This window comes from uncultured Paraglaciecola sp. (assembly GCF_943787955.1).
Classification (GTDB): Bacteria; Pseudomonadota; Gammaproteobacteria; order Enterobacterales; family Alteromonadaceae; genus Paraglaciecola.
This window is the reverse complement of sequence record NZ_CALSOK010000023.1, coordinates 71,496-96,176: the sequence shown is the minus strand read 5'-3', so window position 1 is coordinate 96,176 and position 24,681 is coordinate 71,496. Positions and strand designations below refer to the sequence as shown.

Here is a 24,681-nt window from a genome sequence, read left to right as displayed (position 1 = left end):
TTCTTTGTTGGCGCGCTCATTCTGGGCGACGGAATGTTGTTTATATCGATAAAACTCTATACAACATTTCGTATCAAAAATGCTCCTAAGAGATTTCGAGCTAATATCACATATATCCCCCTTGAATACTCATTCTATTAATTGACCATAGGCTATTTGGTTAGTCATGTGCGGATTATGCCTAAGCAGTACGAGCCCAATGATCAATATTCTTTTAATAGTGCTACACTGAAACAAATTAACATTTTATTTACATCAACCTGTCATAATTCCCTTTGGAGGGAAATGATTATGTTAAGACATTACTATATAAGTGACGACCTAAACGATTTGCAGGTTATTGAAAAAGAATTGGAAAACAGAGGAGTCAGCACCCCTCAAATCCACGTATTAAGCGAAGATGATGCCGAAGTAGAGAAGCACCATTTACATGCCATAGAAGCAGTACTCAAACAAGACGTTGTACGCTCTACCCAGTTAGGCGCCATTGTGGGTATTATCGGCGCCGCCCTAGTTTTGGGTCTTACGTATGCCATGCAATGGCATACCACGGATGCAGGATGGCTACCTTCTGTTTTTCTGGCTGTGATTGTTTTAGGCTTTTGCACTTGGGAGGGGGGCTTAGTAGGCATTCAAATTCCTCATTACCAATTCAAACAATTTCAAGAATTATTAAAACAAGGTAAACACGTATTTTTTGTGGATTTAGATGACGATCAATATGAGTTGTTATGTGAGGTGGTAGAGCGCCATTCTTCTTTGACCCACGCTGGCTCGGGCGATGCGACACCATCCTGGGTAGTAAAAGGGCAAGATAAGTTCAAAAGCGTTATGAAAGTATTACCTTAAGCTCTGTGAGTATCCAAACATCAGCTTAAAAAGCCAATGCTACAGTATTGGCTTTTTAAATAAGACTCGTCCGGCTTTCCTCTCCATTCCACTGTATCACTTCGCATCTTAGCTCAATAAAGCATTAAAGGTGTTTGATACATTTTTTGTTGCCTCAACCCTGCCCTTTTCTCATCCATGAGATTAAGTAATAGCTGCCAACCTGTAGGGCAATCTCGTTCTAATCTAGCTAGGTACTTGTGTTGATTATCAGGATAATGAGGCTTAATAATATGTTGGGATAACCAAGTATATTCTGGTAACAACAGATGAGAATAACCGGCACTAGTCGCAATACGTAACCCTGCTAAATCATAATCACCAAAGTAGATGCTAGGTTTATGACCTTGGGTATTTAACCAGCGCCGTAGTAAAGTTTTGCAGGCAGTGGAGTGATGTTTGTCGCCACGGTAAATAACCAGTGGATTAGCTAAACTGGCATAATGTTTAAATTCAAACCAGTCATTAAAACTATCACGATTTTCCACTACCACAAGACACTCAAAAGTCTCTAATTTCAACTGGCTAACATCCAATTCTATATTGGTCTGCTGGCTTAGATAAAAATATTGATTAATAGCACCAAGAGCCACCCTATCCGTGACCGCAGCAAGAATAAGGTGATGAGTCGGTTTGCGTTTTCCCTGTTTTTCATTAGGGTTTCTTTGTGCCGCACTTCTATGATTATCTTGGTTAAAGTTATCAAAAATACTGCCGTAACCTTCATCTAATAATGTTTGATTGATTTGTGCTATATATTCTCTATCAAACCGATATATTTTATTAGGCTTAAGCCATTTCCCCGGTTGAAACTCTAAATCATCACACCAATTTAAAATCTCATTCAAGATGCGACTTGCGTTTGCCACTGCCGCATCATCACGTGAAAGTTTGCTATGTTGTGCAGCCAGTAACCGTTTTGCCTTTAAACTGAGATCATCGGCCATAAGGTGGCTTAACCTGCAGCCTGATGATCATCAAAAAAAACGCATTCCAACCTTCACATCTTGAATAATATGTAATTGATTAAAACGACTTTGCTGTGCGCTGTCTTTTTCAAGTATAAAGCTGTGTTTATTGTGCTCTGGTAAACCTTGATGTTCGGCCACAATTTGGAATAACCACATTTCTGGCTCCCAGGGTAATGCCTGCTCGGCCAAATAATCGACACCACTTAATGCTTGTGGACTTTCAATTACCTGAATAAAAAAGTCTTCTACATCTTTTGCCAGTTGCTTTTGCTGTGTGGCCACTAAAATTTGTACAGTCATAACAAAACCTTCGGTTTGTTTCTCTGACTGTGAGGCTTGTTGTGGCTCTCTGGGCACCGCGCGGCCAAGCTCTGCTAGAGCATAACTGTCTTGTGCCCTGTCTAGAGCAATAAAGGCTTGGGGACTGATACCGTGGGCCTGATTAATCACCGCTGGGACTTCGCTTCGATTGGGATAATCACCGATTTGGAAATTAGGATGCTGGCGTAAAAAGGCACTCATGCGATTGATAAGCAAAGCTCTATCTTGTTGCTGGCGGAAACGCGCCATTAAAAGAACAAGACGTTTTTGTACTTCTAACAATGAGCCTGAATGTTCTGAAATACGCGCCTGTAACTGACTCACTAATAACTTACGCAGTGCACCATCACTTCCCGCTAGTTGGATAAGATCGTCAAAATTGATAATGCCAAAGCCATCCAGTATTCGTCTTAGTTGTCGCTGGGCAAGTTCAATTTCTAAAATTTTATCATCCAAGCTACTCACAAAACCAAACTCGGTATTTAATCTGTGCCAGAGACTTTCAATGGCATCACCAAACTGCCCCGTCATGTCGTTGATACGCTCTGTTAGCAGCTGCATATGTTGTTCACTGGCAGCATAATCCCCTTTTTGCCTAGCCGCTTGCAATGACTGCACCCGCGTGTCGATTTGATCTAAGTGCTCACCTACATCGGTGTTAATTTGCCGCTTTCGCTCATCTTGAGTCAAGCTGGCAATCAACTCGTTGACTATAGGGCGTAACCGTAAAGACTGCTCTTGAGGATAGAACAATACTCTGCTATCCAGCAGTATTTGCAATGCTTGCTGTGAAAAAGCTAACTCGTTTACATGCCCTTCTAAATAGCCCTGCATTAGGGCATCAGCATGTTTGCCAATAAGTTCTAATCGGTCTTTGCCTAATTCAAATAACGGATTGCTTTGGGCTGAGCTTTTTTGCTTAGGAGCCTGACTCAAAACATAGCCTCTTGCTCTGGTGTTTCGTCCTCGATAGGCAGGTTTTCTTCGTCTTTGATAAAACGCACTAATTCGATAAGTTGTTCAACTTTACCGGTGACAATATAAAACTGTCTGTCTTTATGGGGCTGATACAAATAACCCAACTCTTTGATCCGCTTAAAGACTTGTTTAATTTGTATATCGGGCTTGTCACTGGTGGACTTAAACACTCTGTCATGAGCAAGGTGAGCTAAACGATGGATAAGAGAATGGTTGTCCACTACTTTGGACTCAAAGTCCTGCAACTTAATGGTATCACCTGCGTTTAGCGCGCTATCACGTCCCAATGCTTCTTGCACCAACTGCATCCATTCCAACATAGGCAATAAGGATTGCACGGTGCTGGCAAATTGATGGCTAAGATGCTGACGAGCATCTTGGGTTAAGTCACAATAGGCTAGAAAAAAACACAGAACCATCATCGTTCTTGGCAACACGTCTATTTAACGGCCTTAAAAAATGGTTTAAGTCATTCACCAGCGCTTCGATTTGCAATTTATGAAAGCTGTGTTCATCTGTCACTGCACAAATAAACTCACCTTCCAGTAAGCGTTCTAATAATGGACCATGTTCTATCATACGTTTACCTTTGCTGATTCAGTATTTGAAACTTTTTTCTGTTGCAAACGTTCAGTGATTCGGCTGAGTTTTGGTTCGATTTTTTCTAAGTGTTGTTTCTGTTTATTAATCAAATACCGGTGTTTGAACAACATCAACACATCTGATTCGGGGTTGGGGAAAGCCCCCAAAATATGAATGTGATTAGCATCACAGGCTGTAAATAACTTTTCTACATTGTGATACGCCAAGGTACCAATTTCATCAATAGGCCAATGGATATGGATATTCGCTTGGTTACGCAATAAACGGGTAAAGGCCAATAAAAATTTACACAAAATCAAATATGCCATACCGTGACTTGACGACTCAAGTAACTGCCTATCATTTTTAATCACTAAATCAGAGCCACCCTCATTTAGATGTAACTCTAAACGTAACAGCGATTCGATACTGTAATTGGCGTCGTTGGGTAATACCTCAACCACATCTGCCAGATTATCTAAATACGCTTCACTTGGCAGAAAATTGTCAGACGTGCTCCATTTATTATATTGCTGGGCGAAACGTTTCAATGGAGCCCAAAAATTAAGTTCATCCACAGTAGAGATGATTTTCACCTCAGAACGGGCGATGCCGTCCAAGCTCAAATCATCAGAAACTTCATCGGTTAGGCGTTGACTTTGTTGGGCAATTTTACGGTTAATATCACTAAATACAGTGAAAAACTTGTTTAAGTCGCCTCCAATGGTTTCCCCTTGCTCCACAATTTGACGCTGGCGAGACTCTAAAATACTCAGCAAACGCTGCAAAATAGGCAAGCGTTCACGCACATTGGCGTCTTCATCTAAATTTCCAAAAGCTTGCAGCATAGTGTCGAGGAAGTCTTTGCCAGCATCTTTACCTAAGGTTGCTTCAAATTCTGTTAGCGACTCTTTTAATTTTTTCTCACCTCGGCTGCGGCTTTCTAGCGCTTCGGTGCATCGATTAATGCGTTCAGCCTGATCGCCAAGATTAATATTGTGCGCTTCTGACGGCTCAAAAGAAAAGACAATGTGGCTGAGCTGGCTCACCATAGGTTCAATTTCTGTGATCAAAGCAATCAATCCAGCCAAACTTTTTTCCAGGGCCAATAGCACTTTAGATAATTCAGTGCGTTTTGCTTGATATTGACTGCCCAAAGAGGCTTGCTGCTGGTCCAGTTGTTGCGCGAGTGCTTTTAACTCGGCTTCTTGTTCCAGTAATTCTGGGCGCTGTTTTAACCAATCGGTGTGCATAAAAGTTTTATATTCATTTAGCTCATCACGCCTGACTGTCACGGCTTGAATAGTACTTTTTAACACCTCAATTTGCTGCTTCAGCTCACGTAAAGTATTGGGGTCAATGTCTTGATTAGCTAACTCTTGATTAAAGGCACCTTCTAGTTGTTTAATCTGTTCACGGTTTTGCTGCCGTTTATGCTCAATTTGGCGTTCAAGTTCGTCTATCTTTTCATCTAATATGGCCAGTTCATCTTGCCAACCGGTCTTAAACTCTAAGAGCTGTTCTTCAAAATCAGACTTTAACAGGCTAATAGCCTTTATTTTTTGAGATACAATTTGTTGTTTTTGATCACGGTATTGTTGTAGAGCTTGATTTGCTTGTTTCTTACGTTTTTCTAACGCAGCTTTTAACTCATCGGCAAAACGTTGTTTAGCACTTTGGGCATAAGTTGTTTCTTGTTGAGCTTGTTCAAACGCTCGATTTTGCTCAGCTACCGTTTCCCGCTGTAACTCAGCTTCTTGATAACATTCGTCTAGTTCAGACTCTGCTTGTTTTTGTTGTTTTTCAGCCGCCAGTAAGTGTTTTTTAGTTTGCTCAAATAACAAGGTTAAGGCTGTTTCATCTTGGGCATAATCAGGGGCTTCAATGACAGCCACATTTAACTGAACGCCTAATAAACAGTTATCGTCAGCGGCGCTATTGTCAGCTGTAAGTTGTGGTGACAAATCTTTGCGTTCAAGCAAGGGTTCATCTATCAGCTTACCTATGCTTTGTTCCCAGCCAGGTTTATTATCTCTGAGGAATTGTCTAAGGCTGTCTTGCTCAGGAGAAAGTTGTTTATGTAATTGTTGTAAGCGTTCTTTGGCTTGTCGGGTTGCTTGCCTTGCTTGATATAATACTTTATCAGCTGCATCACGTTTATTTCTAAGCTCTTGATAGGTATGCTCAGCCCGCTTTTTTGCACCTGAAGTGAGCTGCCATGCTTGCTGAGCAAGCTCTAGTCGTTTGTCAGCCAGTGTTCCGTTTTCTATTTCTTGCTCTGTGGGCGAAGCTTGTTTCGCTTGGTGCTCAGCGCGCACTATGCTGCGCTCACTGTCTAATAATTGCTGATCAAATTCTTTAGTTTGGTGCTCTTTGCGTTGTTCAAATTGACTGCGCAAATCCACTTCTTTATCGCGATGAGTGTTACGCACAGTCTCTTTTTGTTGGCTAATCGTTTTTACTTGAGCTTGGTTTTTACGTGACAAGCGCTCTAAAGATTCAGATAACTTAAGCTTTTGCTGTTCAAGCTGACTCTGCAAATCTTTGTGCTGGTCTATGAGCAAATTATATTGTTCTAACTTTTGATCGTACTCTTCCCGTTTAAGGGGCAAGGCATCCATGTTTTTTTGTAATTGATCAATATCAGAATCCTGATAACTCTCATATTTTTGCTGGATATGATCTAACCGTGACGACTTAGCTTTCAAGTTTTCAGTCGTTTCACTGACACGGCTATTCAATAAGCCTTCTGCTTGCTCAAAGGACTGTTTGGCACTGCTTTGTTGGGTTTTAATTTTATTACGCTGCTCTTGAGCATCGGCTTTTTGTGTTGCCAGTGACTGTAAGTCTTTTTCTAATATCGGCTTAAGCTGCAACAATTGATTTTCAGTCGTATTGAGTTTTCCTGTCTGGGCCTGAATTTTTTGATATTCGTTCTGCATCGTCTGCAAGCGCATCGTCTGACGCATCTGCGTGATCCACTCACGGGCTTTAGTATTTTTAACTGTGGTAGTAGGCTGAACTAACCCATCTTCTTCAAAGATAGCCGCTAGCATAGTACGCAACGTGTCCATTTTGCCTTCTTTGGCATGTACCGCACTCACGAGCTTTTCCATATGCCGAATACGATGTTGACTAGACACCAAACTGTAGCGACTGGCTAACAGCCTAAGTTTAGTACTTTCACGCCCAGCCGTGCGCCCCACACTGGCATCGTTTTGGATAATACTGCGGTACTCACTGGTGGCTTGTATTTTGTGGGAAAATTCAATAGCAAGCTGCCTGAGTTGTTTAATCCACTGCTCGGGCAACATAGCTTGTACATTGCCTTGTTCGACATCCACCAAAATTTGTTCTTGATGATAAGGGGCTTCAACAAAACGATACTGCACCCCATCACTCCCTTTACGAGTTAACACAACTTGGCAGTTCTGCTCGTCTTCCCTTTGATACTCATAGATGAGATAACTATTAGCATGAGGCAAATAAAAGTCATCGAATTTCTTACGTGTTTTAGGCACAACTTTACTTGGCAATTCACCATAAAAGACGGGGATCAAACGTTGCAAAGTGGTTTTACCCGAGGCATTGGTGCCACAAATATTACTGTGGCCAGATACATCAAGTTCAACAAAACCAGGTAGATGACAATTAATAAGAATAATGCGCTGTAACCCGGGCATAGGCATCCTTCAATCAAGGGATTAATAACCTATAAACTTTACCAAATAGTGACCATATTTAACACTAGAAACGAAAGTATTAGCGGCTTTTTACGAAGCTCTGATAGGAACGTTTGAAATACAAAAACTCACTACCAAACATACCAAGAGATCCAATCTTATTTTTCAGCTAGGTGAAATATTGGTGGAGCCCTCAGTGATATCCAATATTCAACTGACAAAAAACTGATCGTCTGTAGCAAAACAAAAGTAATAAGGAGGCTATTACACATTTATTGAGGTAAACATGTTCGGTTTTTTAAAAGCAGATCCAGTCAAAAAATTACGTAGAATTTACGATCAAAAATCCACAGATGCGATGCTCGCGCAGCGCAAAGGTGACATCAAAAGCTACTCAATGCTCACCGCAGAAGCAGAAGGTTTATGGAAAGAAATAGAAACACTTGAAGCGGCTAAAAAGTCGAGTAATGACACCACAAAAAATTGTTGAAAACACATTACAATTAGCTAGGTATCATTTAATACTGGGTTTCAACCCAGCTTTCAAAAATCAAACAAGCAGACACACTGTCAATTTTTTGTTTATCGAGTTTTTTGTAGCCGCCCAATTCAAACAAACGGGCTTTGGCGTCTACTGTGGTTAAACGTTCATCGCAAGTTGCCACTGTGACTTTATATTTAGCATTGAGGCGGTTGGCAAATTTTTTGGCAGAAAACGTGACTTGTTGACTGGAGCCATCCATATTCAGTGGTAGACCTACTACCGCTAATTGTGGAGACCATTCAGCAAACAGTTTTGCCACAACGTCCCAATTAGGAATGCCATCTATTGCCTTGAGAGCATTGAGTGGAGAAGCAGTACCTGTAATCTCCTGCCCCACGGCTACGCCTATGCTCTTAGTTCCAAAGTCGAAGGCTAAAATAGTTCGTTGACCTTGTTTACTCATGTGACATCATCATGCGGGTATCATGGAGGGAAAATGTCATTCAAGCGTGACCTATATCAGGGCCAAGCTGCCAGACATCTATACCTAATCGCTGTACGGCAGTTTCCCATTTCTTATGGATTGGCGTGTCGAATAAAATTTCAGTATCCGCTTCGACCATTAACCATGAACTGGTTTGAATTTCTTCTTCTAACTGTCCACTTGTCCACCCCGCGTAACCCAGCATAATCAGTGACTTTTCTGGCGCATCGTTATTACCCAACGAAGATATAATATCTTTGGAAGTCGTCACCATGACTTCAGGGGTCATGATCAAACTTGAAGCCCAACCGGGCTGCGAGGTGTGTAAAATAAACCCCCTGTCTTGGCTAACGGGGCCACCAGCCAAAATAATATCTTGCGCTTTTTCGTCAATCACATCGGCCTTGTCGTTAACCTGTGCAACCAACTCTTTTAACTTCATCCCGACAGGTTGATTGATGACCAGTCCCATGGCGCCATGTTCGTTATGCTCACAAATATAAGTGACCGTTCGTGTAAAATACGGGTCGTCCATACTCGGAGACGCAATAAGTAAATAATTCTGCAAACTTTGCATTGTAGGATTTATGCTCCTTTGCCAGCGAAAAGACGTCTTTCAATAGCGTCAAATAACATACCGGTGATATTCACGTCATAAGCCGCTTCAATTTCTCGTACACAAGTTGGGCTGGTAACATTGATTTCTGTGACCCTATCACCAATCACATCTAAGCCTACAAATAACAGACCCTTTTCAACTAAAAGGGGCGCGATAGTTTCGGCAATCTTAAAGTCGGACTTTGATAACGGTTGTGGTCTGCCTGTGCCGCCTGCAGCCAAATTACCACGGTTTTCACCTTTAGTTGGCAACCTCGCTAATGCATAAGGTACCACTTGTCCATCGACAATTAAAATGCGTTTATCACCATCTTTTATCTCGGGCAAAAACTTCTGAAACATAGCGTAACGAGTACCCAGCTCAGTCAGGGTTTCAATGATGACCCCCAAGTTGTTACCGTCTTCTTTGACCCTAAATATAGAGCTGCCCCCCATACCATCCAAAGGTTTACAAATGATGTCTTGGTGCTCTTGATGAAACGCTTTAACTAATTGTGTATCTCTTGTCACCAATGTATCTGCGACTAGATCAGGAAACCAAGCAGTGAATAACTTCTCATTAAAATCCCTTAAACTTTGTGCTCTGTTGACCACCAACGTACCGGTTTTCTCAGCTAATTCAAACATATGCGTGGCATAGATAAATTCATTATCTACGGGGGGATCTTTACGCATCAAAATCACATCTAACTCAGCTAAACTTTGATGTAACGATTCACTTAAAGTAAACCATTTGTCTGCATGTGGCTCCACAGCCAAACTAGCCATTCGCGCCATGGGTTTACCATTTTGTAAATACAGGTCGCCCATTTCCATGTAAAACAATTCATAGCCACGCTTTTGCGCATCCAGCAACATAGCAAAACTGGTGTCTTTTTTGATATTGATGGACTGGATGGGATCCATCACTATGCCAAGTTTAATGGTCAATGTTGTTCCTTAGAAATATTATTCAAACGTTAGCTGAACGATAAAAGACTGGAATGTCTGGATAAGTTTGATCTTGCGGTAATTACTGCATAATTCAAGCTGTATTTGAATCAAACCAAGAAAATTTGAAATCATACCCGCGCCTTGGCTGCGCACGGGTGAGTTTAAGTTAGAGGATTAACCAAGTAATTAGATTTTCTTCGCAGCTTTTTTTGCTTGTTTAGCTAACTCCTTGTTATCGGCTTTTGCCAAACGTAAATAAATCCTTTTAGCTTCTAATGTCTGTGCATTAAGAACCATTAAGTTCGCTAAACGAAACTCTGCCCAAGGCTTAGGTGATAAGCCATCTAAGTCTGGCGCTTCGCTGAGATACTGCTTCAAGGCCATTATCCCAGCACCAATATTAGTTTCGCCTAAAACCGATGTTCTGCCCAACTGATACAAGGCGTTGTATTTTGCGACAACACTTTCTTGAGTGTCAGTATTTTTACTGATGGCCCGTGTTAATTCTTCAAATGCAGTCTGATAGTTCTCTTTGCGTTGCTGGAGCATACCGGCTTGAAAGAAAAAATCAGGAATATCGTTATAAGTCTGCTTGGCTTGCTGCAAAAGCGCGTCGGCCAAAGCATCATTATCTTGTGATAACTCATAGTTAATCTCAGCTTCTAGGCCTACTTTGGGATCAAGTTGCCTAAGTTTTTCTATCTGGACTTTGGCAATATCCAGGTCGCCACCAGCAATGCTGGGTGCGCTGGTGTGAAATTGCATTAATCCTTTCCTATATTTGATGGAGTCAGGCTGAAGTTCTACTGCTTTTGTAAAACTATTAACTGATTTTTCTGCATAACTTAATGCTGAAAAAATGGAACCCGATGCCTGTCGTCCCATGATAGCGCCACGGACATAATAAACTTCTGCATTGTTTAAATTAACTTCAAGCGCTTGTTCTATCCAATCCTCTGCTTCGTCTAAGTCACTGTCCATATAGATTTTGGCTAAATAAAGCATGGCTGCAGGGTTATGCCTTTGTTTTTCAAATAAGACGATGGCCTGTTCGGTTTGCCCAGTATTCAATATTGAGATAGCATTATCGAGTAGAGATATCTCACTGGCGAAGGCCATATTTGAAAAACTGAGATAACCTGCAAACACTAACGCTGTTGTGAAATTCATTGGCACTACCTTCCATAATATTGAGTATGCTGAGTCATAATTCAGTTTTCAGACGGTCATTTGGCCATTCAGTTCAATTAAATTAAATAACACGCGCCATTCTTAAAGCCATTGGGATAGGCATGATTTAGCAGTCACCTTTAATCTTCACAGCCGCCGTTTTTTCTTAACTCTTCTAGTTTAAATTTATATTTGCGACTGACCTTAACACTATCACCCGATGTTAACTGCGCTAAGTATTCGCCATTCGAGTTGGGCGTCAATCTTTTTAATTTACTCATGTTGATCATGGCTGAACGATTCACCCTCGGAAAAAGGCGGGGGTCGAGCTCTTGTTCAAATTGTTTGAGGGTTTTGCGTATAATATGCGTGCCTTCCCATGTATGCACACACATGTAATCACCTGCGGCCTCAATCCAAGAAATATCATCCAGCTTCACTCTGATCCACTCCGATCCGCTTTTCATGGAAACGCTTCGCTGTAGTTCGCTCATCGAACCACCACTTGTCACCTCTAAATTACGGATAAAACCATCAATGGAATTACCTGTTTTACGGCTCAGTAATGCGTCTAACTTAAGGTGTTGAAGCACTACATCACTGTCAAAAAAAGAATCCACGAGCTTACTTAAACAATTGGCCAATCTGTCATCTGAAAACGGTTTAAGTAAATAATCAAAAGCCTGAAATTCAAAGGCATGTAGAGCAAATTCTCTAAATGCGGTGACAAACACCACTTTAGGCACAGGAGTGGTGTTGTTTGATAATAGCTCTGCCAGCTCAAGCCCGCTTAATCCTGGCATCTCAATATCCACAAAAGCAATATTGGGTTGGCATTGCTCTATCACATCCAGCGCATGATGAGCAGATGGACATTGTGCAACCACATTAAACCTAGTGTCATCATTCAACCTAAGCATTAAACCTTCTCTGGCCAAACGTTCATCATCAACAACGATGGCTGTCAATTGACGACTCATGAACGCTCCACAGAGATTAAAATGTGAACACGATACCTCACAGTTAGAATACGTATAATATTCTTATCCATAAAACATACAAAAGGCCAATGTTTTAAAAGTAGACTCTCAGCCTCTTTATACTCTGCGGATTGGCCATCTCCCTGCCAGCTACCTTGCCCCTCTTCGAAACTAGGTATCCTTTCACTGGCTAAGTCCTCATCGTCTAATACTATACAGTGGCACATACATATCACTCCTGAATTGTTGTGGTATAAAATATACAAGCTAGGGGATAAAAGGCGAACATTTCTAGGACCAGGTGGGGATCTAAGAAAAAAAGTAAGCTGTAAAAAAGTATTCTTCGGGCAAAAAGCAAGGACTGCTTTGTAGTGGCAATCCTTGCTTAATTGAGAGAACAATACATTTTTATCAAATCTAATAAACACATATACACATCGGGTCACGACTTCGACGCTCTCATTGTAAGTCCAAGTTTCTGAATTTGAACCAGTATGTGATGAATCATTCAGATGATGGGATGAACCCCAGAATTTTTCATTTCTGAAATATTTAGTCACATTTGACATCAGCAACTAGCGTAAAAATAGAAATCTGTCCGCTTGATAACTCGTAGAACCTTACTTAGAACTTTAGCCTGATTTAACGTGGTAAACGTCAGAAAAAAGCGATGCCAAACCATGGCTTCTGTTTCTTCTGATGGTCTTGCTTAAAAGGGCTAATTGTGGCGCTAAACGGTTGAATTAATAAAAAATTCACTGCCGACGCAGCATGGCGATCATCTGGCACTATCAAAAAGTCCAATTATACATTTGGCTTAAAGATGAAACCCGGTATTGTGTGACTAAAGTGGGATTAATTAGGGATGGGACGTTTAGTTTTTTTAAGCAGTATTAACAAAAATGTGTGTATACATGCATAAATTATTGGAAAGTAAGTGAGTGCTCTAAACCAAAGTATAATTAAAACAATACAGGTTTACATACACTCACTTTAGTCAAAAAACATCAATCCTTATAACTTAGCTAATAATGCTTCGTAATCAACATCACTTTTACGAGCCATAAATTTAGCCGTATGTTGTGCTTTATTTACTATTGCAAAGGTCACTGGATCATAACCGTTGCAGACTAAACCTTTACTAATTGCTCTAACGTTGATACCACTTATTTCTATCGCATGACGCAATTTCAATTTGCTATCACTTTTAATTGCTTCACATATTTTGACCAAATTCGCTTCAATGTTATTGTCAAAAGCATTAGCTTGTGCACTGCCAGCAAAAAAAATGCCTGCGGTTAATATGCTGCCAATAATGATTTTTTTCATGATGTCTCACCCTGTATTAATTAAATTCTGCATGATTGCAAGTACATGCTTAATGTAGAGGGGAAGGTGATTTAAAGAAGGCTAATAAAGGCTAGTCACGGCCAAATGCGACTAAGCGACCAATTAACCATTCTCAGCGATAAACTATCGTTGTGAATCATCGATTAATCGGATTTGGCATTATTTTGTTACATTGGGAGAAATAGATTGAGCAAAATTATTTGGCTGAAATCTTTACAGATATTATTAAGCCCGGGAAACAGGCTTTTTAGTATCATTGAGCGGACTAACTTAAAAGGTATTTTCCTGATGAATTTTAATAAACAATGATGAGCTATGTCTGCTGTAATCCACTTTATATTCTTTACCATTGATGGTTTGAATAAATAACAAGGTTTTTTCTTCCCCAAACACCTCAATATTAGTGAGATCGACCAGTTCCATATCTTGTAGTTTTGCATTACGTTTGCTGTCTGGCACTTCCCCAACAAATTTTTTAATGCCTTTATGTGTGACAACAACGGCTGGATTATCATCACCGTTAATAATAAGTAGATCTAATTTTCTTATTTTATGAATGAGGGTATTACGACCACTTACGAGAAAGGGCTTTCCGGTCACTTAATCTCCATTGGAAATGTATGAAATACACTTAAATATACCAAAATTCTTTTACCCTTGCACCTCCTTGTCTTTGCACCATCAGGGTAAGGTGAGAGGATAGTTTACATTCGAATTTAAAAACTGACTATCGGTCAAGCTATGCAAAAAAGCAATGAGCTCTTGTTTTTGTTGTAATTGCAGGTCGAAACCAGCCACAAAGCGACTTTTCAAAGGGTTGGATTTACCATGACCTTTTCCTCCAGCAGCATAAAATTCAATCACATCGTTTAAAGTGGCCAAACTTCCATCATGCATATAAGGCGCACTCACCTCGACATTACGCAAAGTGGGTGTCCTGAACTTACCCATATCTTGGGGTTGTAAGCTAACTTCAATCAAGCCTTGATCATAGACAGGATAAGCACCTTTATTATCAATATTATACAAACCGGTGTTGTGAAAGGGTCGTAAATCCAACCTTTGGTTTTCATGTTGACTTGACTGACTAAAGTTGAATCCACCATGACAATGAAAGCACTCAAATTTTTCCGAGAAAAACAACTCCATGCCCCTTTTAGCAACGTCAGACATGGCATCATCATTATTTTGATAGGCATACTCATCAAAGGGTGAGGCAAAGCTGGTTAAGCTTCTGACATAACTGGCAAGGGCTTTCACTATTCTGTCAAAGCTTGCGCTACTGTCATCAAACGCACGTTCGAACAGCTTTGAATAGCTCTGATTTTTGAATCGTTGTAATACTTCACTTTCATGTCCCGTAATACCTAACTCAACCGGGTTTTCAGAAAACATCGGAATAAGGATTTGCTGCTCTAATCGTTCAAGCCCTGAATGAGACCAGGTCAGGTTACTGTTGTAAGCCACATTAACTAAGGATTGGGTATTACGCCGGTGTCTTTGACCTGTTGAGCCTACTGCCACTTTTTGGGGTTCTGAAAAAGCAAATTCCGGTTGATGGCAACTGGCGCAGGAAGTGGATTGATTAAAAGACAAATCCACATCAAAAAACAACGTCTTTCCCAAAGCCACTTTAGCGGCTGACATAGGATTATCGTTTGGCACTAAAGGGCTTGGAAAACCTTTAGGTAACGCCCAATCATATTCATCATCGTTTTGATGAAGCGGAGGCGGTTTACAAGCAAATAAAAAGCAACTCATAATAAGATAAAAGCTAGCGTGTAAAAACTCAGTTCTGAACAAGTTTAGTGCCATTCAAACACCTCTTGCGTTTGCAAGTTAAACATTAAAACTGTGCAACTTGCTTGGCCTGAATGAAACAAACAAGGATCATCGTTTTGCATGGATACATTGGCAATAAGCCTATCTAAATGCATCACTAGTGTTGTTCCGTTATGCTTTTTGTCCAGATAAAAGTCGACTCTATTGGGTTGTACACATTCTCTTTGTGGAGCGCGCATAGTTGAAACGGCTGTGCACCCTACACTGCCTAAATGAAATACCCAGTGTTTGTTGGGGGCTTGCATATCTAATCGCAAAAATTTGTGCCCTGAGCGCCACGACCAAAACATACTCGGCAGGTTTAACGGCGAAGGTTGTAATAATGGGTTTTGATGATTGAACTCAAACGGCACGGCAAGGGTAAACGAAAGTTGTTCTGATGCACTGAGATCAACTGGCACTAAAAATTGCAGGTCATGATTACTTTTAAGTGTTTCAAACGCGGTGGGATCGTTTTGATCAGGTGTATTGTCATCTTTTAATTTTGTAGCACAGTCATTCAGATCAGGTTGGATCAAGACCACATTATCTGTTTGCCAAAGTGTTGAACTTAATTGCGGTTCGTAAACAGTATTTTTGTCCAATAATTTAACGTCACTAATAAAAAAAGCGAGTTGCTGGATAGACCAAACTTGCTGATGACTGTCAAAAGCATTGCAAGTTAGAGCGCTTCCATTGTGCCAAATTTCAACCTTTATACTTTCCACATCATTTAATCTAGAACAGCTCCCGATCAACACAGTCAAAAAACTGAATAAAAAAAATACAAACGCTTTATTTACGCCTCTACAGGACAAAAAACTGGATCTGTCGTGTCTAAAAGGTAAGGTGTAATCAAGCTTCATATTAATAGTGATACGTTTATGGGATATGTTATTGGCGTTATAATGATACTGGCCATGGGGTACAGTCAAGGCGTTCAAGCACATGCAGAACATGATAAAGCCCGTTTTGTTGCCAACAGCGGAGCAGACAATGGCAACTGCAACAATAGATTTAGACCATGTAAAACAGTGACTTACGCCGCACAAAAAGCGAATAAAGGCGATGCAGTCTTGGTGGCTCAGGGTAAATATAGTATTGAATCTGAGCAAGATTTACTGTACCTAACGGGTCAAATTGTCCCCGTTTTAGGTGGATTTAATCAAGTTGAACAATATCAAGGGCAGAACCCCGATACCTATCTTACTTCTATTTCAGGTGTACCAGCCAAATATGCCGAACAACTGAGTCAACAAGGCTTTCATGTTATACGTGACACTAAAGGCTTCACATCTTCAAGTTTACAAGGCAAAGGCTTAAACGTTTCTCAATTACAATTGATGCAACAAAAACAAGTTAATCGCGCATGTATTGACGGCAGCGCAGACGGTTTTGAGTGTAATAACATGTCGTTACTGGCACATGTGCCTTTGTCTGATTTCCCCAGCAAGCCTCTGTCAGCCAACGACATATGGGGGCATATCGATCTCAACACTCACCAAGAATATGCCATTATAGGCCTCAGAAATGCGCTGGCTGTAGTCGATGTAACCGCACCCACTTCGCCCACAGTCATCGGGAGTATCTCAGGTTTGTCTTCCACCTGGAGAGATATCAAAGTGTACCAATACTTTGATACGCCCACCTTAAGATGGCAGGCTTACGCTTATGTCACCACTGAGGCCAATGAAGGTTTGACAATCATCGACTTAAACGACTTAGAAAATGGCATTTCAGTGGTGAGACGGCAAACAACAGACAGCACCGCCCACAATATCTATATCAGTAACCTGGATTACGGGCTAAATATTGCTTTAGCCGGTCAGGTACCTGCAGTGCATATTTTAGGATCCAACAACTTTAGCGGTGCGTTCCGTTCGTACTCATTGTCAGATCCTGAGGCATTAGGCGCGACCTATACTAACGCATCCAGCACTCGAAGCGATTACACTCATGATGCGACATCGCTTACTATCAATGATGCACGGGCCCAAACCGACTGTGTTCAAGCCAATAATACCGACTGTTTAGTGATACTCGATTTTAACGAAGACAATCTCAGAGTGTGGGATCATACGGATGAAAAGCAAGCCATAGAGCTAGGCTCGAGCTCCTATCCCAACGCTGAATATACTCATTCAGGTTGGTGGAGCGAAGATAAACAATATGTCATTGTCCATGACGAACTTGACGAACAAACACATGGCCTCAATACTACCTTAAACATATTTGATATCAGCAGTTTAAGCACACCCACCCTAGTGGGCACTTGGTCTGGCCCAACTCGCGCAATCGATCATAATGGTTTTGTGCGCGGCAATCGTTACTACATGTCTACCTATGAACGCGGTCTGACTGTACTCGATATTACCGACCCTAGTGCCCCAGTTGAAGCAGGGTTTTTCGATACCTATCCGGTGTCAGACAACGCTGGATTTAATGGCGCATGGGGGGTCTATCCATTTTTACCCAGTGGTAATATTTTGGTGAGTGATATCAATAGCGGTTTATACATTATTCAAGACCAGACATTAGAAAACGACACTGGTAATATCGCTTTTGAACCCAGACAATACCAAGTAGATGAAGGTCAGAGCATCAGCATTGTCGTCACTAAGACCGGTAATGGTGCCAGTACTGTCAGTTACGAAATATTGTCAGGATCAGCTGATTTAGAAGACATTGTTCTAACGAGCGGCGAATTACAATGGACAAACAACGACACTGCCCCCCAAAAAATAGTGCTACAAACAAATAACGACACACTTGATGAAATCACCGAAAGCGTTTTCATTCGATTATTTGATCCTAGAAATGGTGCCACCCTAGTTAATCCAAGCATCACCACTGTGCAAATAATCGATGCGTTGCAGCAAGGTCAAATCGTGTTTGCCACAGATGAAGTCACGGTTAAAGAAACCGACCCAACAGTGCAAATAGCAGTAACGCGTCAAGGAGGCAGTGATGGCAATATCACTGTCACCTATGCTCTTAGTTCAGGCACGGCGATATTGGGTGCAGATGCCAATTCAAGCAGCGGCACACTTGAATGGCTAGATACAGATAGTGCAGACCAATTCATTGATATATCCTTAATCAATGACAACGAAACCGAAGCGCAAGAATCCCTAATATTAACGCTCAGTGCAGATGAAGCAAATGTACTCGGTAATCAATCGACTATAAACATAGTGATCCGTGACGATGAGTCAAACCAGGCCCCAACATCATCAGCGGGCGAAGACTCTGAAGTCAATACTAGGCAAAGCGTCACACTTGTCGGAAGTGGCATCGACCCCGAAGACCAACTGCTCAGTTATCTGTGGCAACAAATATCTGGCAGTAACGTCACGATCAATAATGCAGATAACCCACAGGCCAGTTTCACTGCGCCAAGTGCTGCTGGAATATTGGAATTTTCACTTAGCATCACAGATGATTTTGGCTTAACTAGTTCTGACAACATCGTCATTACCGTAATTGCCACCACCACAGGCAGTTCCTCAAACAGTTCAGGGGGAGGAAGTGCCTATGGATTAATACTGTTAGGCCTACTTTGGCTTGGGATACGTAGAAAAACTGTCGAAAAATGCAGCAATCAAACGTAATTGCTCAACAAGTAAGATGACAATGAAAAAAAAACTGCTTATACTGCGCGTCGCTTTCAGCTTACTGTAAGCTGGCAACTTCAAAAAGTAAATTGGCCCCTTAGCTCAGTTGGTTAGAGCATACGACTCATAATCGTCAGGTCCCCTGTTCGAGTCAGGGAGGGGCCACCATTTTCCTGTTATAAATCATCGAGTTAATCAAAACCCGCTAACTATAATTCTCAGAGTTTTACTTTGTGACTTCAAATGAGTTTCATAGTTATTTACTCCGGAAATTTTTTCCAAATAGTACTACAAGTTGACGACCTAACTAAAATGGCACGTCCTTGATAACTGCTGATGGTAAATTCATCATAGTCGGCTATAGTCTAATTGAATTTCAATCTCAATTTTCGGCACATGCCGCCATAGCAAAAGCAAATAAGCTATGAAAATATTAATTGCATTAATTCTATTGGGTCTCACTGTCTCATTATCCACCCGCGTATTGGCTGACGAACATTCGAAGCTGCGGGTTGTTGTAGTCGAGACAGATGATGCTCCAGCCTATATCACACAACTGAATAAAGGGAGTATGCTAATAAAAGCCATCACTCCAAAAATGACAATCCACGCCTGGCAAGCCACTTTCGCTGGAGATGCGACCGGCGCGATGATAGTTGGCCTAGAATATCCGGGATCCCTTGCAGACTTTGCGAACGCATGGGAAAAAGTGCAAGCTGACGAATCGGTTGCACAATGGCTTACAGGATTAGCCGGACTTCGAAAAATCGTCTCTGACAGCCTTTACAGCGAAATAGCGATATAGCGGAACTGCTAGAAAATTGCGACAAAAAGGGCAGGTGTGAATTTACGTTATATTCACTCCTGCCCTTTTTTTGTGATTATGGGCACAATGGTTAATGAATGAATATTGCTTTGTCACTGGAAACTCTAAGGTGGTTAACGTGACAAGATTGCCTGTACTGCCAATATTTTACAGCTGAACACTACGAAAACACCTAGAGTAATAAAAACCCGTCATAACGTAATCGATAAACCCAAAGTGATAGAAGTATTATCATTCTTTATGTCTTAGATTAAAAACCATCAACATGGCTGTACTGTAAATTCTTCACTATTAAGTGACTAAGTGTTGATGACTCATCACTTAGTCCTTAATAATCACTCTGCAAAATCTCAGCTAGCACAGATTACATTAGGCGGGTTTACGGGGTTTGCGTTTATTACTATTCGATTTTCCGTGACTCACTTGCTCTGCCTTAGCCGCTTCGTTATGAGGTTGATTGTCACTAAAACGGGTTAACCCTTTTTGCGCTTTGTTGGCATTAGTAGACTTACCTTTAGCAAACGCCTTATTACCTGAACGTTTAGCGAACTCTTTTTGATCGCGTCCTCTTAACTCATTGCGACTTTCAGCTGGCACTAAACATTTAGGGCTATTGCCAATCAAGTGGGCCTTACCCATTTCTTTGAGGGTTTTACGCAATATTGGCCAGTTAGCGGGATCGTGATAACGTAAAAATGCACGGTGTAAACGCCTATGGATTTCACCTTTAGGCACCTCAACTTCTTCACTTTTATGATCCACTTTATGTATCGGGTTTTTACCGGTGTGATACATGGTGGTGGCGTTTGCCATAGGTGATGGATAGAAGTTTTGTACTTGGTCTAGTTTAAAGTTGCGCTCTTTGAGCCATAACGCCAAATTCACCATATCCATATCTTCGGTACCCGGATGAGCAGAAATAAAGTAAGGAATAAGATACTGGTCTTTGCCCGCTTCTTTGGTGTATTTGTCGAACAGCTCTTTAAATTTATCGTAAGTCCCCATACCCGGCTTCATCATTTTATCCAACGGGGCTTTTTCAGTATGTTCTGGTGCGATTTTTAAATACCCACCTACATGATGTGTGACTAATTCTTTGACGTAATTTGGATCTTCAATCGCTAAGTCATACCTTACACCAGATGCAATCAGGACTTTCTTAACTCCTTCCACTTCTCGAGCTTTACGGTAAAGATTAACGGTAGGGGTTTGATCCGTATCTAAGTGCCCACAGATTTCTGGCCACACACATGACAGACGTCGACAAGCTTGCTCGGCCTTGGGGCTTTTACAACGCAACTTATACATGTTGGCAGTGGGACCACCAAGATCAGAGATAACACCGGTAAAGCCAGGAACTTTGTCGCGAATTAATTCTATTTCACGAATAATCGACTCTTCTGAACGGCTTTGGATCACCCTGCCTTCATGTTCGGTAATCGAACAGAAAGTACAACCACCAAAACAGCCACGCATGATATTCACTGAGGTTTTGATCATATCGTAGGCAGGGATCTTGGCTTTACCATAGCTAGGGTGTGGCACTCGTGCATAAGGTAAATCAAACACCGCATCCATTTCTTCGGTTTCTAATGGATACGCAGGTGGGTTGATCCAAATAATACGGTCGCCATGTCGCTGCACCAACGCACGAGCACAGCCAGGGTTGGTTTCTTTATGTAAAATCCGTGACGTATGGGCGTAATGGGTTTTTTCGGCACGCACCACATCATAAGCGGGCAGTAACACATAGGTTTTATCCCAAGGTTTACGTCTTTCGGTTTTTGACGTAAACGGCTGGATCACTATGGGTTGCGCTTTTTGCTCTTCGATTGCCGCTTGTCTCTCAGCCTCAGACTTAACCGCGCATTTATCGTCAATAATTTGATAAGGACTAATAATGGGTTCAATTTTACCTATGCTGTCTAGGTGGGTCGAATCCACTCCTTGCCAGCCGGGTAACGGCTCTTTACGAATAACGGCAGTACCGCGAATATCTTGCATCTGGTCAATCGTTTCACCCGCAGCGAAACGGTGTGCCATTTCTAACAAAGGTCGTTCGGCATTACCAAACATCAACATATCTGCTTTTGAATCAAACAATACACTACGGCGTACTTTGTCTGACCAATAATCATAATGGGCGATACGTCTTAAACTGGCCTCAATGCCACCAATCACCACAGGTTTTTTGTAAGCTTCTTTACAACGCTGGGTGTAAACAGTCACTGCACGGTCGGGACGTTTTCCGCCTTCGTTGTGAGGTGTGTAGGCATCATCATGACGTAATTTTCGCTCAGCCGTATAACGGTTGATCATTGAGTCCATATTACCTGCAGTCACACCAAAAAACAGGTTAGGCTCACCAAGCTGCATAAATTCATCTTTACTATGCCAATCAGGCTGGGAAATAATGCCTACTCTGAATCCCTGGGCTTCTAACGTTCGGCCAATAACAGCCATACCAAAACTCGGATGATCCACATAGGCATCTCCAGTAACCAGAATAATGTCACAACTATCCCAGCCAAGTTGATCCATTTCTTTGCGGGACATAGGTAAAAACGGGGCTGGTCCAAAACACTCGGCCCAATATTTAGGGAAGGAAAATAATCCCCGCTCCGCTTTCATACGGGCGACAGGTTTAGAACGGGTAGCGGGTTGAATGGTTGGCATGATGCTCTCTAAAAAATGCAGCGACTGGCTGTACAAAAAATCGGCGAGATTATAGCAGAAATAAATGGCCTTGGTGTGCCAATAATCACCCCAAAATTATCAGGGTTATATGCGCAGCTACATTTGCCAATATAGCGCATTCAAATCCACGCTTGTAAAGTAACCAACCAACAATACAGCCCAAAATTGCGTTGCCCACTATATTGCGTTGCCCACTATGATGTACAAATAAAATACAGACTAGATTTGTCGGTCAACCACAGTGCAACAGGCAGATACCGCAAGGGTCAGAGTAAAGTTGCAGAGGGTAGATATCGATAGATGATATAGATGACGTTAAATGCTTTATAAATTTCGGTTTCCCTCAAAAATACAACCCATAAACCCTTAACTATTTATGTCCTGTTCGGTATTTAAGGGTGCATTAATCACCGCTTCAACGGTTTCTTTTGACGGATAACCATCAGCAATCAAACCAACAGTCACTTGAAATGCACGTACACCTTTGCGTGTGGCGGGACCTAAAATGCCGTCGGCCTCCCCAACATCAAAGCCCAGTTTGTTTAGCTTATCTTGAAATTGTTGCATTTTTGTAACGGTATAATTAGGTAAATTGGGTAGCGGTTTTGATAAAGTACCCTGCCCATTTATTCTGTCAGCCAAGTGACCCACTGCTAAACCGTAATATTCGGAATTGTTCCAACCTAGGATCACATCAAAATTAGGGTAAACCATAAACGCAGAACCATTATGCCCGGCAGGAATAAGTAAGGCTGCTTTTAAGTCACTATCACCGAGTGTTTTACCGCTCACTTGCATCACGTTTTGCTGTGACCAAAAAGACACCGTTTGAGGATGGGATTTACCTGCTAACTGATAGTTAAAATCTTTGGGTAATATGACTTCTCTGCCCCATCTAAAGCCCGTTTTCCATCCTAAACTTTGCAAAAAGTGTGCGGCAGATGCCAGTGCGTCTAATTCATTGTTCCATAGGTCAACTTTGCCATCTGCATCGCCATCTTTAGCATATTTCATATAGGCGGTAGGCATAAATTGAGTGTGGCCCATTGCGCCGGCCCAAGAACCAATCATGTATTTATCATCAAGATTTTCACGCTCAAGTAACAACAAAGCTTGCATAAGCTCTTCAGAAAAATATGCGCTTCGACGTTGATCACACGCCAGTGTTGTTAAAGCAGGGATAGTGGGGATTTTACCTTTAATGCCCCCAAAATTCGTTTCTAGCCCCCAAAATGCAATCAGATAATGGGCTGGTACACCATATTGCTGGGTAAGTTTAGATAAAAAATCACGATATTCTACTAATTTTTCACGCCCTTTTTTAACGCGCCAAGGTGTTATTCGTTTTGAAAAGTAGCCAGTAAAAGTCTGAACAAATTCTGGTTGATTGCGGTCGTAATCTAGAATTTTTGGCAAGAGTTTAACCTGCCCTAAAATATCGACAGTCGTGTTTTCAGACACCCCTGCGTTTCGAGCTAATTGCTGTAAACGTGCCACACACTGAGGAAACGATTCCGGTTCAGTTATTTGACTTTGCTGAGCGTGAGACATGAAAACCATAGACATCAGGCCTATAGTAATAAAAATTGTTTTACATGAAGAGAAAGCAATCAATGTGACTATCCAAAAAGTGTTAATAATTGTTGATCTAGGACTTATCCTATCCGACTTAATAAAAATCATTAAGCATATTTCGCTACCCATACCTCATTTGCCATAATATTTTCTGTGCTGGTAATATGATCCAGCCAGGTTTTGCCAATTAAATGATCAAACTCATGTAAAAATATCCGTGCTACAAAACCCTCAAGCTTGATATTTTGAGCCTTTCCTTCTCTGTCAAAATAGGCCACATCCACCCAATCTGGTCGCTCAATACGTCCACGTAACCCCGGCACAGACAAACACCCTTCCCACTCCCAGACCTTATTTTCGCTACTTTGTTTAATCAGCGGATTAACCAAAACCAAAGGCTGCATATCAGGCGCATCTGGGTAACGAGGATTAGGCCGTGAAGCAATAATCATAATGGCTCTAGGGTCAAACACTTGTGGCGCGGCAATGCCAATACCGTTGGCCTCAAGCATAGTCGCCAATAACTCATCAATAAATGTGATCAGTGCCTTTTGCTCAAACTCAGACTGCCCAATCTGCTTAGCTGGCGTCCTAAGAACGTCTTCACCTATCTGCGCAATTTTCATCTATTATTTCTACTTCCATTTTATTTAAGAATTAGCTTTTTGCGAGCAGCGACTGGCTCGAATTTTAAAGCTCCCATCTA

The 24,681-nt window shown here is 41.5% G+C and carries 20 protein-coding genes, 1 tRNA gene and 1 pseudogene; 5 read left to right on the top strand and 17 right to left on the bottom strand.

Going from position 1 to position 24,681, the window contains the following annotated elements; genetic code table 11:
- Positions 1–291 precede the first annotated feature (291 nt).
- The gene (locus Q0Y52_RS18590; RefSeq protein WP_297824024.1) at positions 292–849 is read left to right on the top strand and encodes an NAD/FAD-utilizing enzyme; all 558 of its coding nucleotides are present in this window, start codon (positions 292–294) and stop codon (positions 847–849) included.
- 113 nt (positions 850–962) lie between these two features.
- Here Q0Y52_RS18590 and Q0Y52_RS18585 read toward each other — a convergent pair whose 3' ends face one another.
- The 4 genes and pseudogenes from Q0Y52_RS18585 to Q0Y52_RS18565 all read right to left on the bottom strand — a co-directional run bounded on the left by Q0Y52_RS18585 (position 963) and on the right by Q0Y52_RS18565 (position 7,423).
- On the bottom strand, positions 963–1,835 hold the full coding sequence (locus Q0Y52_RS18585) for a hypothetical protein (RefSeq protein WP_297824023.1): 873 nt from the start codon (positions 1,833–1,835) through the stop codon (positions 963–965).
- Between the two features lie 30 nt (positions 1,836–1,865).
- Positions 1,866–3,116 (bottom strand): hypothetical protein, encoded by a 1,251-nt coding sequence (locus tag Q0Y52_RS18580; RefSeq protein ID WP_297824022.1) that lies wholly within the window; start codon positions 3,114–3,116, stop codon positions 1,866–1,868.
- A pseudogene (locus Q0Y52_RS18575) lies at positions 3,113–3,737 on the bottom strand (hypothetical protein). The gene Q0Y52_RS18580 and the pseudogene Q0Y52_RS18575 overlap by 4 nt, the downstream one beginning before the upstream one ends.
- Positions 3,734–7,423, bottom strand: coding sequence for an ATP-binding protein (locus tag Q0Y52_RS18565; RefSeq protein ID WP_297824018.1), 3,690 nt, complete (start codon positions 7,421–7,423; stop codon positions 3,734–3,736). The pseudogene Q0Y52_RS18575 and the gene Q0Y52_RS18565 overlap by 4 nt, the downstream one beginning before the upstream one ends.
- 286 nt (positions 7,424–7,709) lie before the next feature.
- Here Q0Y52_RS18565 and Q0Y52_RS18560 point away from each other — a divergent pair, with 286 nt between their 5' ends.
- On the top strand, positions 7,710–7,913 hold the full coding sequence (locus tag Q0Y52_RS18560; protein ID WP_297824017.1) for a DUF6435 family protein: 204 nt from the start codon (positions 7,710–7,712) through the stop codon (positions 7,911–7,913).
- A gap of 28 nt (positions 7,914–7,941) precedes the next feature.
- On the opposite strand, the gene ruvX is transcribed toward Q0Y52_RS18560, so the two are convergent.
- The 10 genes from ruvX to Q0Y52_RS18510 all read right to left on the bottom strand — a co-directional run bounded on the left by ruvX (position 7,942) and on the right by Q0Y52_RS18510 (position 15,991).
- Entirely contained in the window at positions 7,942–8,370 is a 429-nt protein-coding gene (gene ruvX, locus Q0Y52_RS18555) for a Holliday junction resolvase RuvX (RefSeq protein WP_297824016.1), read from the bottom strand.
- A gap of 40 nt (positions 8,371–8,410) precedes the next feature.
- On the bottom strand, positions 8,411–8,968 hold the full coding sequence (locus Q0Y52_RS18550; RefSeq protein ID WP_297824015.1) for a YqgE/AlgH family protein: 558 nt from the start codon (positions 8,966–8,968) through the stop codon (positions 8,411–8,413).
- Positions 8,969–8,976: 8 nt separating this feature from the next.
- Positions 8,977–9,939 carry a glutathione synthase gene (gshB, locus tag Q0Y52_RS18545; protein ID WP_297824014.1) on the bottom strand — a complete coding sequence of 321 codons (963 nt, stop codon included), beginning with the start codon at positions 9,937–9,939 and terminating at the stop codon, positions 8,977–8,979.
- Between the two features lie 189 nt (positions 9,940–10,128).
- Positions 10,129–11,112: a hypothetical protein gene (locus tag Q0Y52_RS18540; RefSeq protein WP_297824013.1), complete on the bottom strand. Its 984-nt coding sequence runs from the start codon at positions 11,110–11,112 to the stop codon at positions 10,129–10,131.
- Between the two features lie 140 nt (positions 11,113–11,252).
- Positions 11,253–12,092 carry a LytTR family DNA-binding domain-containing protein gene (locus tag Q0Y52_RS18535; protein WP_297824012.1) on the bottom strand — a complete coding sequence of 280 codons (840 nt, stop codon included), beginning with the start codon at positions 12,090–12,092 and terminating at the stop codon, positions 11,253–11,255.
- On the bottom strand, positions 12,089–12,319 hold the full coding sequence (locus Q0Y52_RS18530; RefSeq protein WP_297824011.1) for a hypothetical protein: 231 nt from the start codon (positions 12,317–12,319) through the stop codon (positions 12,089–12,091). The genes Q0Y52_RS18535 and Q0Y52_RS18530 overlap by 4 nt, the downstream gene beginning before the upstream one ends.
- Positions 12,320–13,106: 787 nt before the next feature.
- Positions 13,107–13,421, bottom strand: a complete 315-nt coding sequence (locus Q0Y52_RS18525; RefSeq protein ID WP_297824010.1) for a DUF3718 domain-containing protein — start codon at positions 13,419–13,421, stop codon at positions 13,107–13,109.
- A 291-nt stretch (positions 13,422–13,712) separates the two neighbouring features.
- Positions 13,713–14,042, bottom strand: a complete 330-nt coding sequence (locus Q0Y52_RS18520; protein ID WP_297824009.1) for a hypothetical protein — start codon at positions 14,040–14,042, stop codon at positions 13,713–13,715.
- A gap of 81 nt (positions 14,043–14,123) precedes the next feature.
- Positions 14,124–15,257, bottom strand: coding sequence for a methanobactin export MATE transporter MbnM (locus Q0Y52_RS18515; RefSeq protein WP_297824008.1), 1,134 nt, complete (start codon positions 15,255–15,257; stop codon positions 14,124–14,126).
- Entirely contained in the window at positions 15,248–15,991 is a 744-nt protein-coding gene (locus Q0Y52_RS18510; RefSeq protein WP_297824006.1) for an MbnP family copper-binding protein, read from the bottom strand. Before Q0Y52_RS18510 ends, Q0Y52_RS18515 begins: the two co-directional genes overlap by 10 nt.
- Positions 15,992–16,147: 156 nt before the next feature.
- Between Q0Y52_RS18510 and Q0Y52_RS18505 the strand changes: the two genes are divergently transcribed.
- The 3 genes from Q0Y52_RS18505 to Q0Y52_RS18495 all read left to right on the top strand — a co-directional run bounded on the left by Q0Y52_RS18505 (position 16,148) and on the right by Q0Y52_RS18495 (position 19,682).
- Positions 16,148–18,874: a choice-of-anchor B family protein gene (locus tag Q0Y52_RS18505; RefSeq protein ID WP_297824005.1), complete on the top strand. Its 2,727-nt coding sequence runs from the start codon at positions 16,148–16,150 to the stop codon at positions 18,872–18,874.
- Between the two features lie 94 nt (positions 18,875–18,968).
- A tRNA-Ile gene (locus Q0Y52_RS18500) sits at positions 18,969–19,045 on the top strand.
- Positions 19,046–19,301: 256 nt separating this feature from the next.
- Positions 19,302–19,682, top strand: coding sequence for a hypothetical protein (locus Q0Y52_RS18495; protein ID WP_297824004.1), 381 nt, complete (start codon positions 19,302–19,304; stop codon positions 19,680–19,682).
- Between the two features lie 390 nt (positions 19,683–20,072).
- On the opposite strand, the gene Q0Y52_RS18490 is transcribed toward Q0Y52_RS18495, so the two are convergent.
- The 3 genes from Q0Y52_RS18490 to def all read right to left on the bottom strand — a co-directional run bounded on the left by Q0Y52_RS18490 (position 20,073) and on the right by def (position 24,601).
- The gene (locus Q0Y52_RS18490) at positions 20,073–22,379 is read right to left on the bottom strand and encodes a YgiQ family radical SAM protein (protein ID WP_297824003.1); all 2,307 of its coding nucleotides are present in this window, start codon (positions 22,377–22,379) and stop codon (positions 20,073–20,075) included.
- Positions 22,380–22,766: 387 nt separating this feature from the next.
- Positions 22,767–23,960, bottom strand: a complete 1,194-nt coding sequence (locus Q0Y52_RS18485; protein ID WP_297824002.1) for a lytic murein transglycosylase — start codon at positions 23,958–23,960, stop codon at positions 22,767–22,769.
- 122 nt (positions 23,961–24,082) lie between these two features.
- On the bottom strand, positions 24,083–24,601 hold the full coding sequence (gene def, locus Q0Y52_RS18480; protein ID WP_297824001.1) for a peptide deformylase: 519 nt from the start codon (positions 24,599–24,601) through the stop codon (positions 24,083–24,085).
- Positions 24,602–24,681 lie beyond the last annotated feature (80 nt).